Here is a 13,938-nt window from a genome sequence, read left to right on the forward strand (position 1 = left end):
CTCATGAATCCCGGCAGACATGTAGAGCAGTACATCGAGCGCATTCGACGAAGAAGCCCGCACTCAAACCAGACGCGGAATAAATATTGAAGGCGCGCTGATCGACGCCTATGCTAATCAAATACACCGACGATTGGCCCCTCAAATTTTATTGACGTATCGAATAAATTCCTGCAACCTGATACGCGTCTGCCAAACACATCAAGCGTTATTAGCGCAGCCCGAAAGCCCCTTCTCATCGGCGCATTCAGGCGGCCCACTGTTTTGCAAAGCAATTGCATTGCCACGTCTCTTCAATACCGCGTCTTTTTAATAAATCCGTTTCGATTCGCTGCCCATGCAGTCGTTATAAAAGAAGAATTAACAGGCCTGTCATGCATCGTTCATCGAATCCATTAGTGAATTCGTGGGCGAACGCGTGAGAAACAAATAGCGAAAATAACCGTTCCCCCAACGAGGCTTGGCGTGCATCGTAGAACTATCGGATTTTCGATCCTGTTGGTGTTTTACGTCATGTGGCGTGGTGCGGCGCTCGCAGCCACTGACGCACCAGGCGCGATGCCCTCGGCCATGGACGAGCGCGTACGCGCCTGCACCTCGTGTCATGGCGTGCAAGGTCAAGGCCTGAACAACGATTACTTCCCGCGTATCGCGGGCAAACCGGCCGACTATCTGTTTAATCAGTTAACCTCATTTCGCGACGGCGGCCGTACTTATCCGCCAATGGGCTATCTGCTCGCCTTTCTGCCCGACGACTATCTGCGCAAGATCAGCCAGTATTTCGCCGACCTGCAACCGCCCTACCCCAATTCCGATCACACCGATGTCGCACCGGCCGTGCTCGCAGCCGGACAGCGGCTCGTCACCCAAGGCGACCCGGCGCGCAAGATTCCGGCGTGCATCGCTTGTCATGGAGCACGCATGACGGGTGCGCAACCTGGCATTCCAGGCCTGCTCGGCCTGCATGCGAGCTACATCGCCGGACAGATGGGCACGTGGCGCTCGGGCACGCGTCACGCGCTCGCTCCGGACTGTATGCATTCGATTGCCGTCAGGCTGACCGACAAGGACATCACCGCGGTATCGAGCTGGCTCGCGCGCCAACCGCGCCCCGCCGATCCGCGGCCTGCGCCGGCGTCCGCTGAACGGCTGCCTCTCGCATGCGGGAGCCAACCGCAATGAAGCCGACCCTCCGCCCGATCCGCCCTGTTTCGTATGCCATGACGAAGCGCCGTTGCACTGCTGTGTCGCTCGTATCAGGCTTGCTGATCGCCGGCTTGATCGCCGCCGCCAGCGCTGCGCTTTCCGGCGCGCCGCGTGCGTTACCGATCGCCGAAGCAAGCGCCGCCGAAACCACGCCTACGGCCGCGACCACAAAGGCCCCTAGCGACAAAGCCGACACCCGGCCCGACATCGTCAAACGCGGCGAGTATCTGGCGCGGGCCGGCGACTGCGTAGCCTGCCATACCGCGCCGCGCGGCAAGCTGTTCGCCGGCGGCCTCGCCATGGAGACGCCGTTCGGCACGCTGTATTCGCCGAACATCACGCCGGATGCGCAGTACGGCATCGGTACATGGAGCGAGGAAGCGTTCTTCAAGATGATGCGCACCGGCCTCGCACCGGACGGCACCATGATCTACCCCGCGATGCCAATCGCTCAGTACACCAAGGTCACCCGTGAAGACTCGAACGCGATCTTCGCCTATCTGAAGTCCGTGACACCGGTGCGCGAGCAGAATCACAAGCACGCGCTGAGTTTCCCGTTCAACCAGCGCAAGCTGCTATACGGCTGGCGCACGCTGTATTTCCGCGAAGGCGAGTTCCAGCCGGACCCGACCAAATCGGTCGAATGGAATCGCGGCGCGTATCTGGTCGAAGGGCTCGGGCACTGCACGATGTGCCACACCAAGATCAACATGCTCGGCGGCTCGTCGCAAAGCGAGCAGTTCGCCGGCGGTCTGATTCCAGTGCAAAACTGGTACGCACCATCGCTCACCTCAGATAAGGACGGCGGTCTCGGCGACTGGAGCATCAAGGACATTGTCGATCTGCTGCAGGCCGGCATTTCCGATCGCGGCGCCGTGTACGGGCCGATGGGCGAAGTCACCTATCACAGCCTTCAGTACATGACAGAAGAAGACGTCAAGGCGATGGCCGTCTACTTGAAGACGCTGCCGAACAATCAAGGCCGCAAGTCGGGGCCGTCCGCGCCAACCAATACCAACGTGTTCGCGCTTGGCGAAAAGATCTACGCCGACAAGTGCGCCCTGTGCCACGGCGCGAACGGCGAGGGCCAGTTGCAGCATTACCCGCCGCTCGCACGTAACCAGTCGATCGAAATGGACTCCGCGGTCAATCCGATCCGCATCGTGCTGAATGGTGGCTTCCCGCCCGGCACCATGCGCAATCCCGAGCCATACGGCATGCCGCCTTTCGGGCAGGAACTGAACGACACCGATGCCGCCGCCGTCGTCACGTATATCCGCACTGCGTGGGGTAATCATGGCCAGCCGGTGACGTCCCGCGAGGTCAACGAGTTGCGCAAGGCGCCGCTGCATTGAACTGCTGCACTGGAGAATCTTTAGATGGAAGCGAACGATACCCGCAGCGCGGCCCCGCCGACGGATGAAGAAGTGGAACGCGTCGTCGCGGCCGGTCCGCATGGTGCGATTGCCGTGGCCGGTGTCGCCACGCTGATCGTCATGGCGATCTGGTTCGGCTTCTACTTTCTTGTCTTTCTGCCGCGCGGCGTCATCCACTGACTATGTCGACTGATTCCAATCACCAACCGGGCAGCGGCCACGAAGTCGCCTTACGCGCCGAGCGCCGCTGGGCGATTTTTGCCACAGCGCTGATCGTTTTGATGCTCGCCGTCATCGTGTTCTCGGGACTGCATTGGGCGATGATGCCGCCGTCGCGGGTCGAGACGATTGACCCTTCGCGCCTGCAACTGTCCGGCGAATTCGTCGAGGACAACCTCGGCAGCGCCGTCGAACCGGATGGCTCGGTGGTTGTGCGCTTCATTGCGCAGCAGTATTCGTTCACGCCGCAATGCCTGCTGGTGCCCGCCGATACGCCGATCACGATCCGCACCACCAGCGCCGATGTCGTGCACGGTTTGCTCGTCACCGACACCAACATCAACACGATGGTCGTGCCGGGCTACGTCGCCACGCTGAATACCCGCTTCGACAAACCTGCCGATCACCTGATGCCGTGTCACGAGTTCTGCGGCTTCGGCCACCAGACCATGTGGGCACACGTGAAGGTGATCGACAAAGCCGCATTCTTCGAGCAAGCCCGACAATCACGGAGGCTCAGCTGTGTTTCACGCTAAGCGACTTGTTCTCGCGCATTTCTGGCTAGCCTTCATCGCGTTTCTGATCGCGCTGCTGCTGGGCGCCTGGCAAATGCTGGTACGCAGCCCGCTGCTGCCATGGGTCGGCGACCCCGAACTCTACTATCGATCGGTGACCGCGCACGGTACGGTGATGGCTTACGTGCTGCCTACCTTGGTATCGATGGGCTTCGGCTACGCAATCGTCGAACTCGCGCTCGCGCAACGGCTGGTCGGCCTCAAATGGGCGTGGGCCGCGCTCGTGATGCTGGCAGTCGGCGCGGTGATGGCCGTGGTGCCGGTCGCGCTCGGCAGGGCATCCGTGCTCTACACGTTTTACCCGCCGATGATCGGCAGTCCGTTCTATTATCTCGGCGTGGTGCTGGTGGTGGTCGGCTCATGGATCTGGGTCGCGCTGATGCACGTGAATCTGCGGATCTGGAAACGCGCCAATCCCGGCAAGCCCGTACCGCTCGCGATGTTCGCCAATGTGGCCGGCGCGTATCTGTGGGCATGGACTGCGGTCGGCGCGGCGCTCGAAATCCTGTTCCAGATCTTGCCGGTGGCCTTCGGCCTCACCAACACGATCGACGCGGGCCTTTCACGCATCCTGTTTTCGTGGACGCTGCATGCGATCGTCTACTTCTGGCTGATCCCGGCTTACATCGCGTACTACACACTGGTGCCGCGCGCGATCGGCGGCCGGCTCTATAGCGATTCGATGGCGCGCGTGTCGTTCATCCTGTTCCTCGTGTTCGCGATGCCGATCGGCATTCACCACCTGTTCGCCGATCCACAGGTCGGCTCAGGGTTCAAATTCCTGCATGCGGTATTTACCGGCATGGTGTCGGTGCCGACGTTGCTGACGGTGTTCACCATCTGCGCGTCCGTGGAAATCGCCGGACGGTTGCGCGGCGGCAAGGGCGCGTTCGGCTGGTTGACCGCGTTGCCGTGGCAGAACCCGATGATGCTGGTGATCGCGTTTTCGTTCGTGATGCTGGGTCTGGGCGGTGCGGGTGGCCTGATCAACATGAGTTACCAGTTGAACTCGACGGTGCACAACACGCAGTGGGTGACCGGACACTTCCATCTGATTTTCGGCGGGGCGATCGTCATCATGTACTTCGCGATCGCGTACGAACTGTGGCCGCAACTGACCGGCCGCGCGATTGCGTCGGTGAAGCTGGTGCGCACGCAACTGTGGCTGTGGTTCATCGGCATGATGGTGGTGACGCTGCCGTGGCACTACGTCGGCTTGCTCGGTGCGCCGCGCCGCATGGCCTACTACGACTACAACATGCCTGGGATGGAATCGCAGGCGTTCTGGGTGGGCATGTCGGCGGTGGGTGGACTAATTCTGGCGGTGTCCGGCGTGCTGTTCATCTACATCCTCGCGAAGTCGCAATTCGGACCGCAGGCAGAGCAGCAGAGTTTCCGTTTTGCGAGTGCGGTGCAACCGGTGGAACGCGTGCCTGCCGCGCTCAATAGTTTCGGCTTGTGGGTGGCGTTGATGATCGGGCTGACGGTTGTCAACTACAGTGTGCCGATCGTTCAGTTGCTCAGATTGCCGCAGACGTCGGTGCCGGCAGTTGTCGTCGGAGCGCAGCGATGAGTCAGGAACGCGTCTTCAGCTTGCGCAACCCGTGGTTCACGGTGAGCCTGGGCGGTACCGTAGCGATTGCCATTGCGGCGATACTGATTGGCTTCATCTGGTTGCCTTCAGCCAATAGCGGATTCAGCGAGCGTGGCTTATGGGCGACGATTTGCAGCGCCGCGGGTGCGCCGTCGAGTTGGTACGGCGGCGCCAATATTGCCGGCCCGGCGCCGAGCGAGGTGGTGGTCTTGCCGCCTTTGCGGCGGGCGCGTGCTGACACGAATTCGATTGGCCGCGGCGCGACGATTGCGACGCAGAATTGCTCGATGTGTCATGGCGTGCTGGGCACGGTGCAGGTGACAGCGCCCGCGTTGGCCGGGCAGTATGCCGACGTGGTCTATAAAGAATTGCGCGACTATCAGAGCGGCGTGCGGCAGAACGCGGTAATGCAGCCGATTATCGCGGCTCGCAGCGATCAGGATCTGCACGATCTGGCGGCTTATTATGCTTCGCTGTCTCGCGCGCCGGCGGCCGAGGTTTTGCCCACAGGTGTTGGACCGGATGCGAATGCCGTGAGGCTTGCCATGCAGGGCGATCCGCAGCGGAATATTGCGCCCTGTGCGGCCTGTCATGGACAGCTGGATCGTAAGGGGGCGGCGCCCTGGCTTGGAGGGCAGTCGTCCATTTATCTCGCTGCGCAGATGCGGGCGTTTGCTTCCGGCGCCCGGCATAACGATATTAATGAGCAGATGCGGAATGTGGCTCGGCAGATGACTTCGGCGGAGATTGATAGCGTGGCTAAGTATTACGCTGCTATGCAGTGAGGGGTTGAGTTGCGGTGCTTGATGCGCGCACAAGGTCGTCCTGATTGAAGGATTCGCTGCCGCGTATCGCACCGTCGTTAATGCACCTATTAAAAATGATCGAAATTAAGGTAACGGCCACGGTGCACAGGCAATAAGCACCGCGAAGGCAACTCAACATCAAACTGCTACAAACTCACCCGCGTCGACCTTTCCCACCCCAACAGCAGAACCACTTCGCCAACCGCCAAAAGTAGAAACCCCGCTCCCTGTCTGAAACACAGCCACCGCCGAAGTCAACCTTCGAGCCTGCTCCTCCAGCGAACTAGCCGCAGCGGCGGCCTGCTCAACCAGCGCGGCATTCTGCTGCGTTACCTCATCCATCTGAGCGACAGCCAGGTTCACCTGATCGATCCCGGTGCTCTGCTCAAGCGCCGCAGCCGCAATTTCGCTCATGATCGAACTCACGCGCGAAATCGAATCGACAATCTCGGTCATCGTCGACCCCGAGCGCTCGACCAGCTGCGACCCCGCCTGCACTCGCGCCGTCGATGCATCGATCAACCCCTTGATCTCCTTGGCCGCCGCGGCGCTTCGCTGTGCCAACGACCGCACTTCGCTCGCCACCACCGCAAACCCACGCCCTTGCTCGCCCGCACGCGCCGCCTCGACCGCTGCGTTCAGCGCGAGAATATTGGTCTGGAAAGCAATGCCTTCGATCACGCCGACAATGTCGGCAATCCGCCGCGAGTCGTCGACGATGCCATGCATCGTGCCCACCACCTGCTCCGTCAGATCGCCGCCCTGCGCAGCCAGGCTTGACGCACCCTGCGCCAGCGAGCTCGCCTGCTTCGCGTTGTCCGCCGTCTGCTTGACCGTCGAGGTCAGCTCTTCGATGCTGGCCGCCGTTTCTTCGAGCGATGCGGCTTGCTCCTCGGTCCGTTGCGACAGATCGGCATTACCGGCCGCAATCTCGCTCACGCCCGTATCGATGGATTCCGTGCCGTGACGCACGGCGCTCACCGTCTCGATCAGCGAGTCCTGCATCTTGCGCAATGCCGCGGCGAGACGGCCCATTTCGTTATTGCTCGTCACGTCGACCTGGCTGGTCAGATCGCCATTGGCAATCCGCTGAAACTGCGCAATGGTCGCGTCGACCGGACTGACAATAGCCCGCACCATGACCGCCCGTCCGATCAAGGCGCCCAGCAGCGACAGCCCCATGCCGATCGCCACTGCAATGCAGATCGCGTAGAACAGATCCTGTGCATCCTGATAGCGCTGGGCGCCGTGATCGAGTTGCAATTGCTCGAGCGTGAGCATGGCCTTTTCGTAGGCGCTATAGAGCGACGGCAGCTTGTGCGCCTGCAGCTGTTCGAATGCCGTCTTGTCGCCGGACTTGAGCGCGGCCAGCGCCGGATCGACGCCCTCGTGCAGGAAGGTGTCGCGCTTGTCCTGCATGTCCTTGATCAGGCGCTGTTCGTCAGCATCCGTGCTCGCACGGCTCACATAATGGGCAAGGCGATCATTCGATGCTTTCTGATACTGATCAAAGCGCATGAGCACCGCGTTCGCGCCGTCCTGATCGTTCAGGTCGACCAACGATGCGTAAGTCGCCAGCGCCAGACGCAGGCGCAGCAGTTGTCCAGCGCTACCTTCGAGGTCGGCGACTGCGGGCGTGTCCACGGTGTACATCTGTTGCAGCGACGCGTTGCTCGAACGCAAAGACAACAGTCCGGCGGCGGCGCCGAACAGCAGCACCACGCCGAAGAACACGATCATCAGGGTAAGGCGGGTTCGAATCGACAGATTTTTCAGCATCAGGCTTGTCTCCGTTGGGCTGCCTGACCGAATGTTCAGAAAACTGGTCTCGGTCACGCGTGCTGCGCCCAAGCCCATATGGCCAGGTCCGCAACCTTTGATCAAAATTTAAGCGAACGCCACATAGATGGTCTACGGCGGGACTACAGAAAACTTTATGGTTGATGGCGCATACGTTTGCGATACATCAACATACGAGCGGAAGTCGGCCGCTGTTTGAGCAGGGGCATTTGCGGGACTACCCGGGTGGTCGGCAAGCGGCGGCTGGTAGAAAGTGACGAGGCGCACATCTCCGGAGCATTTCTATGTCAGAAATAGGCTCGGCCCTGCTGGTTTTCGCTTTATTGCTTGTCGGAACCGGCTTTGGCGTGTGGGTGCGCCCCTTGCTGCCAGAGGAGCACAAGGCACACGAAACCGTACAACTCATCCAGCTGGTTATCGGCATGCTGGTGACGTTTGCCGCTTTGGTGCTCGGGTTGATGACGGCGTCCGCGAAATCCAGCTTCGATACCGAATCGAATGATTTACGCACCTATGCGGCCGATCTGATCGAGTTCGACACGACCTTGCGGGAATATGGCAGCGATACCGATGAGGCTCGTAACCTGCTGCGCGTGTACACCGCAGCGGCGATTGCATCGACATGGCCGGGCGAGCCGGCTCCAGCCGGTGACTATCCGAGGAACATCGGAACCCAGGACGACTCGCAGAAACTGGAGAACGTACGGCTCGGCGATATGCTGACCGCGGTGGGCAGGCAGTTGCGGCAACTGCGAGCGCACGACCCATTACAACAGCGCGCGCTCGATGATGCCTTGACTCAATATCGGCGAACGGTGGACGCTCGATGGAAGATCATCGAGGAAGCGCACAGCTCAATTTCTATGCCTTTTTTGATGACGCTGACGTTCTGGTTGTGCGTGATTTTTCTCAGCTTCGGATTGATCGCGCCGCGCAATGCGTTGGCGTTGGTGACTATCTCCATCGGAGCAGTATCGATTGCTTCCGCTATCTATGTGATTGTCGATCTGGATACGCCATTCACCGGGCCGATTGTCGTGTCAAGTTTGCCAATGAGAGACGCGTTGGAGCATCTTCGTCGGTGACGGGGTTTTTGGTGACGAGAAAAGTCGGGATGTGAACAAAAAAGCCCGCTCTCTATGGGAGGGCGGGCTGCTACCAACGAAAACTGCTTTAGTCAGATTTAGAACGGAATATCGTCGTCCATCTCATCAAACCCACCACCGGCCGGCGCGCTCGGACGGCTCGAACCACCGCCGCCGCCACCGCTACCGCCGCGCGAAGCACCGCCGCCCGAGACCGCACGGCCGCCACCACCACCGCCGCTACGCTCCGACGGCTCACCGCGGCTGTAACCGCCTTCATCACCACCGCCGCCCATCGAGCCGCCACGGCCACCCAGCATTTGCATCTGCTCGGCAACGATTTCGGTCGAGTAACGGTCGGTGCCGTCCTGAGCCTGCCACTTGCGGGTGCGGATGCGCCCTTCCAGGTACACCGACGAGCCCTTCTTCAGATATTCGGACACGATTTCAGCGAGCCGGCCGAAGAACGACACGCGGTGCCATTCGGTTGCTTCCTTCATTTCGCCGGACGCTTTGTCCTTGTACCGATCCGTCGTCGCAAGGCGGATGTTCGCCACTGCGTCGCCGCTCGGAAGATAACGGACTTCCGGATCGGCTCCGAGATTGCCGACGAGAATGACCTTGTTCACGGATGCCATGAGTTTCTCCTGTTGATTCCGTTGCGGGCGGCGCGGCAACACACGATTCACGTCTCAAGCCAGCGGGCCGGAGATCGGAACTGCGCCTCAGCCCGCCGCCGGGTGAGTTCTGTCAAGAAAACGCCGGGCCGCCCCAAGTTTGCTTGATCCCCTCGGGGGGGCCTGGCGCGAGCGCCAGGGTTGGGGGCGCTCTTACGCCTTCTTGCGCGGCGGCTGTTTCATATTTGCCGCGATTATAAGCCAGCAAAAGACGAGCCCCGAGCAAGTGAAAAAGACCGCACTTTGACCGTCCACTTTAAGCAGCCAGCCGCCGACCACGCCGCCCAGAGCAAGACCGATCGACTGTGTGGTGTTGTACACGCCGGCCGCCGCACCCTTGCGGGTTCCCGGCGCCAGTTTCGACACCAGCGAAGGCTGCGACGCTTCAAGAATATTGAAGCCGAGAAAGTAGACAAAGAGGATCGCCGCCACACTCAGAATCGTATGCGGTGCGACGCCCAACAACAACTGTCCAATCAGGATAAGACCGATCGCGGACAGCAGCACGATTTTCATTTTTCCGCGTTTTTCCGCGGCGATGATCGCCGGGACCATCATCACGAACGAGAGGCCCATCACCGGCAAATACACCTTCCAGTGCGACGCGACCGGCAGGCCGCCGGCTTCGAGAATACGAGGCACGACGAGGAACAACGCGGTTTGCGTGGCGTGCAGCACGAGCACGCCGAAGTTCAGGCGCAGCAGTTCGACGTTATGCAGCACCTCGGCGAACGGCGCACGCACGTGCACCGGCTTGGGCGCATCCGGCACGACCCACAGCACCAGGCCGATCGCCAGAATCGAGAAGATGCCGACCAGCGTGAACAAGCCGCTCATGCCGACCCACTGAAACACGATCGGCGCACCGACGATCGCCACCGCGAACGAAACGCCAATACTCCCGCCGACCATCGCCATCGCCTTGGTGCGATGCTCTTCGGCGGTGAGGTCGGCGATAAACGCGATCACCGCGGACGACACGGCGCCCATGCCCTGAATTACCCGGCCAACGATGATCCACGTCATGTCGTGCGCGGCCGCCGCGACGAAGCTACCGAGCGCGAAGATCAACAACCCGGTCGCAATGACCGGTTTGCGGCCGACCTTGTCGGAGACCCAGCCGTAGAAGATGTACAGCATCGACTGCGTCACGCCGTACGCACCGAGCGCGATACCCACCAGCAGCACGTTGTCGCCGCCGGGAATGGTCTTCGCGTAGATCGAGAACACCGGCATGATCATGAAGAGACCGAGCATGCGCAGCGCGAAGATGGCGGCAAGCGACACGGTCGCGCGCATTTCAGGCGCGCTCATGCGTGAGGATGTAGCGGACGGATTGGACATCGGGAGCGTTCTTTGAATGAGCGGGGCGGCCTACCGCTGGGCGGCACACCGCGGGCGGGCCTTCCCCGCAGGACGGCCACCACCAGGCGGCTTACCACGGGACAGCCGGACGGCGGCAAGCTGCAGCGCGGCATTCGGGCCGGCGGCCTTGCTACACGCCCGTCCGGAGCCTCGCGGCGCCTTGTACTCGCGGAAAGTGGCCCCAGTTAGACCTCTTTCCTGCGGCGCTGGACCCCTGCCTTACAGCTTGCCTTGCGCCTTCTTCGGGCTGTCAGGAAGCCGTAACGGCGGTCTTGAAAAGTCGTTATAGTAGCAGGTTTAGCCTCCGCCTCTTTCCGCCAGGTCACGGGCCAAGTCTTGGAATAACGCGTGGAACAAATCCGTATCCGTGGGGCTCGCACCCACAACCTGAAGAACGTCAATCTCGACCTCCCACGTCACAAGCTCGTCGTGATTACGGGCCTATCCGGCTCGGGCAAATCGTCGCTCGCGTTCGACACGCTTTACGCGGAAGGACAGCGCCGCTACGTCGAAAGTCTCTCCGCTTACGCCCGCCAGTTCCTGCAATTGATGGAAAAGCCGGACGTCGATCTGATCGAAGGCCTGTCGCCGGCGATCTCGATCGAACAGAAAGCGACTTCGCACAATCCGCGTTCCACGGTCGGCACCGTCACCGAAATTCACGACTATCTGCGGCTGCTGTTCGCACGGGTCGGCACGCCGTACTGTCCGGACCACGAAATTCCGCTGGAGGCGCAAAGCGTCTCGCAGATGGTCGACGCGGCGCTCGCCCTGCCGGAAGAGACCAAGCTGATGATCCTCGCGCCAGTGGTGGCGAACCGCAAAGGCGAGCACGTCGAGCTGTTCGAAGAGATGCAGGCGCAGGGCTTCATCCGTTTTCGCGTCCGTTCGGGCGGAGGCACGGCCAACGAAGGCGTCGCGAAGATCTATGAAGTCGACTCGCTGCCGAAGCTCAAGAAAAACGACAAGCACACGATCGACGTGGTCGTCGACCGGTTGAAAGTGCGCGGCGATATGAAGCAGCGCCTCGCCGAATCGTTCGAAACGGCACTGCGTCTCGCCGACGGCCGCGCGATCGCGCTGGAAATGGAGACGGACAAGGAGCATCTGTTCAGTTCGAAGTTCGCCTGTCCGATCTGCTCGTATTCGCTGCAGGAGCTGGAGCCGCGCCTCTTCTCGTTCAACAACCCGATGGGCGCATGCCCGGAGTGCGACGGCCTCGGCCAGATCACTTTCTTCGATCCGAAGCGGGTCGTCGCGCACCCGTCGCTGTCGCTGGCGGCAGGCGCGGTGAAGGGCTGGGACCGGCGCAACCAGTTCTACTTCCAGATGCTGCAAAGTCTCGCGGCGTTCTACGAGTTCGACATCGACACGGCTGTCGAAGACCTGCCGGAGAAAGTCCGCAAGATTCTGCTGTTCGGATCGGGCAAGCAGGAGATTCCGTTTTCGTACATCAACGAACGCGGCCGCACTTCCGTGCGCGAGCATGTGTTCGAAGGGATCATTCCGAACCTGGAGCGGCGTTACCGCGAGACCGATTCGGTCGCGGTGCGCGAAGAACTCGCCAAGTATCAGAACAACCAGCCCTGCCCCGCCTGCGCCGGCACACGGCTGCGCCGGGAAGCCCGTTTCGTGCGGATCGGCTCGAACAGCGACGCGCGCGGCATCTTCGAAATCAGCGGCTGGCCGTTGCGCGACGCGCTCGGCTATTTCCAGACGCTGCGACTCGAGGGTTCGAAACGCGAGATCGCCGACAAAGTCGTCAAGGAAATCGTCGCGCGGCTGATGTTCCTGAATAACGTCGGGCTCGACTATCTGTCGCTCGAACGCAGCGCGGAAACGCTGTCGGGCGGCGAAGCGCAGCGGATCCGCCTCGCCTCGCAGATCGGCTCAGGTTTGACCGGCGTGATGTACGTGCTGGACGAGCCGTCGATCGGTCTGCATCAGCGCGACAACGACCGGCTGATCGCCACGCTCAAGCATCTGCGCGACCTGGGTAACTCGGTGATCGTCGTCGAACACGATGAAGACATGATCCGCATGGCTGACTACGTGGTCGACATGGGTCCCGGCGCGGGCGAACACGGCGGCATGGTGATCGCCGAAGGCACGCCCAAGCAGGTGGAGGCGAACGCGGCATCGATGACCGGGCAATACATGTCCGGCGCCCGCAACATCGAATTCCCGGACGAGCGCAAGGAACCGGACGAACGCCGTCTGCGCATCGTCGAGGCATACGGCAACAATCTGCAGCACGTCTCGCTGGATCTGCCGGTCGGCCTGCTGACCTGTGTGACCGGCGTGTCCGGTTCGGGCAAGTCCACGCTGATCAACGACACGCTGTACCACGCGGTCGCGCATCACCTGTATGGCTCGTCCACTGAGCCGGCGCCGTACGAATCGATCGAAGGGCTGGAGCATTTCGACAAGGTCATCAACGTCGACCAGTCGCCGATCGGCCGCACGCCGCGCTCGAATCCGGCCACTTACACGGGCCTGTTCACGCCGATCCGCGAACTGTTCGCGGGCGTGCCCGCGGCGAAAGAACGCGGCTACGAAGCGGGCCGCTTCTCGTTTAACGTGAAGGGCGGCCGCTGCGAATCCTGCCAGGGCGACGGCGTACTGAAGGTGGAAATGCACTTTTTGCCGGACGTGTACGTTCCCTGCGACGTCTGCCACGGCAAACGCTACAACCGCGAAACGCTGGACGTCCAATACAAAGGCAAGAACATCAGCGAAGTGCTCGACATGACGGTGGAGACCGCCTACGAGTTCTTCAAGCCGGTGCCGGTCGTCGCGCGCAAGCTGAAGACCTTGCTGGACGTGGGTCTGGGCTATATCCGGCTGGGCCAGTCGGCGACCACCCTGTCGGGTGGCGAGGCGCAGCGCGTCAAACTATCTTTGGAACTGAGCAAGCGCGACACCGGTCGCACGCTATACATCCTGGACGAGCCGACCACCGGTCTGCACTTTCACGATATCGCATTGCTGCTGGAAGTCATTCATCGTTTGCGAGATCAGGGCAATACCGTCGTGATCATCGAGCATAATCTCGATGTAATAAAAACCGCCGACTGGGTCATCGACCTCGGCCCCGAAGGCGGAGCCGGCGGCGGGCAGATCATTGCGCAAGGCACACCGGAGCAGGTCGCCAAGGCGAAGGCAAGTTTTACCGGAAAGTATCTGGCGCCGCTCTTGAAACGCACTGCCAGTAGAAAGTAACGCTGCACAACTC

Annotated in this window: 11 protein-coding genes; 8 read left to right on the plus strand and 3 right to left on the minus strand. The window is 61.2% G+C overall.

Going from position 1 to position 13,938, the window contains the following annotated elements; all coding sequences use genetic code 11:
• Positions 1-465: 465 nt before the first annotated feature.
• From P3T22_RS25825 to P3T22_RS25850, 6 genes are read left to right on the plus strand one after another with little or no spacing between them, the layout of a single operon-like run.
• Positions 466-1,182 (plus strand): c-type cytochrome, encoded by a 717-nt coding sequence (locus P3T22_RS25825; RefSeq protein WP_063494722.1) that lies wholly within the window; start codon positions 466-468, stop codon positions 1,180-1,182.
• On the plus strand, positions 1,179-2,561 hold the full coding sequence (locus tag P3T22_RS25830; protein ID WP_429326532.1) for a c-type cytochrome: 1,383 nt from the start codon (positions 1,179-1,181) through the stop codon (positions 2,559-2,561). The genes P3T22_RS25825 and P3T22_RS25830 overlap by 4 nt, the downstream gene beginning before the upstream one ends.
• Positions 2,562-2,585: 24 nt before the next feature.
• On the plus strand, positions 2,586-2,762 hold the full coding sequence (locus P3T22_RS25835) for a hypothetical protein (RefSeq protein WP_167378501.1): 177 nt from the start codon (positions 2,586-2,588) through the stop codon (positions 2,760-2,762).
• A 2-nt stretch (positions 2,763-2,764) separates the two neighbouring features.
• Positions 2,765-3,337, plus strand: a complete 573-nt coding sequence (locus P3T22_RS25840; protein ID WP_063494720.1) for a cytochrome C oxidase subunit II — start codon at positions 2,765-2,767, stop codon at positions 3,335-3,337.
• Positions 3,324-4,949 (plus strand): b(o/a)3-type cytochrome-c oxidase subunit 1, encoded by a 1,626-nt coding sequence (locus P3T22_RS25845; protein ID WP_063494719.1) that lies wholly within the window; start codon positions 3,324-3,326, stop codon positions 4,947-4,949. The genes P3T22_RS25840 and P3T22_RS25845 overlap by 14 nt, the downstream gene beginning before the upstream one ends.
• The gene (locus tag P3T22_RS25850; protein WP_063494718.1) at positions 4,946-5,755 is read left to right on the plus strand and encodes a c-type cytochrome; all 810 of its coding nucleotides are present in this window, start codon (positions 4,946-4,948) and stop codon (positions 5,753-5,755) included. The genes P3T22_RS25845 and P3T22_RS25850 overlap by 4 nt, the downstream gene beginning before the upstream one ends.
• Before the next feature lie 159 nt (positions 5,756-5,914).
• On the opposite strand, the gene P3T22_RS25855 is transcribed toward P3T22_RS25850, so the two are convergent.
• Positions 5,915-7,555, minus strand: coding sequence for a methyl-accepting chemotaxis protein (locus P3T22_RS25855; protein ID WP_429326533.1), 1,641 nt, complete (start codon positions 7,553-7,555; stop codon positions 5,915-5,917).
• 305 nt (positions 7,556-7,860) lie between these two features.
• Between P3T22_RS25855 and P3T22_RS25860 the strand changes: the two genes are divergently transcribed.
• Positions 7,861-8,661, plus strand: a complete 801-nt coding sequence (locus tag P3T22_RS25860) for a DUF4239 domain-containing protein (RefSeq protein ID WP_063494716.1) — start codon at positions 7,861-7,863, stop codon at positions 8,659-8,661.
• Between the two features lie 98 nt (positions 8,662-8,759).
• Here the strand turns inward: P3T22_RS25860 and P3T22_RS25865 are convergent, their stop codons facing one another.
• Both P3T22_RS25865 and P3T22_RS25870 read right to left on the minus strand, forming a co-directional pair.
• A complete protein-coding gene (locus P3T22_RS25865; protein ID WP_028199106.1) occupies positions 8,760-9,299 on the minus strand; it encodes a single-stranded DNA-binding protein in 540 nt (179 codons plus the stop codon).
• Positions 9,300-9,491: 192 nt separating this feature from the next.
• A complete protein-coding gene (locus P3T22_RS25870) occupies positions 9,492-10,682 on the minus strand; it encodes an MFS transporter (RefSeq protein WP_429326534.1) in 1,191 nt (396 codons plus the stop codon).
• 369 nt (positions 10,683-11,051) lie between these two features.
• Here P3T22_RS25870 and uvrA point away from each other — a divergent pair, with 369 nt between their 5' ends.
• Complete coding sequence (gene uvrA / locus P3T22_RS25875) at positions 11,052-13,925, plus strand: excinuclease ABC subunit UvrA (RefSeq protein WP_063494707.1); 2,874 nt, start codon at positions 11,052-11,054, stop codon at positions 13,923-13,925.
• The last annotated feature ends 13 nt before the right edge of the window (positions 13,926-13,938 follow it).

This window comes from Paraburkholderia sp. GAS348, assembly GCF_050434205.1.
In the GTDB taxonomy this organism is placed as follows: Bacteria; Pseudomonadota; Gammaproteobacteria; order Burkholderiales; family Burkholderiaceae; genus Paraburkholderia.

Coding starts and splice junctions, on each gene's coding strand:
- P3T22_RS25830 (WP_429326532.1), top strand. CDS start 1,179: ATGAAGCCGACCCTCCGCCCGATCCGCCCTGTTTCGTATGCCATGACG.
- P3T22_RS25835 (WP_167378501.1), top strand. CDS start 2,586: ATGGAAGCGAACGATACCCGCAGCGCGGCCCCGCCGACGGATGAAGAA.
- P3T22_RS25840 (WP_063494720.1), top strand. CDS start 2,765: ATGTCGACTGATTCCAATCACCAACCGGGCAGCGGCCACGAAGTCGCC.
- P3T22_RS25850 (WP_063494718.1), top strand. CDS start 4,946: ATGAGTCAGGAACGCGTCTTCAGCTTGCGCAACCCGTGGTTCACGGTG.
- P3T22_RS25855 (WP_429326533.1), bottom strand. CDS start 7,555: ATGCTGAAAAATCTGTCGATTCGAACCCGCCTTACCCTGATGATCGTG.
- P3T22_RS25860 (WP_063494716.1), top strand. CDS start 7,861: ATGTCAGAAATAGGCTCGGCCCTGCTGGTTTTCGCTTTATTGCTTGTC.
- P3T22_RS25865 (WP_028199106.1), bottom strand. CDS start 9,299: ATGGCATCCGTGAACAAGGTCATTCTCGTCGGCAATCTCGGAGCCGAT.
- P3T22_RS25870 (WP_429326534.1), bottom strand. CDS start 10,682: ATGTCCAATCCGTCCGCTACATCCTCACGCATGAGCGCGCCTGAAATG.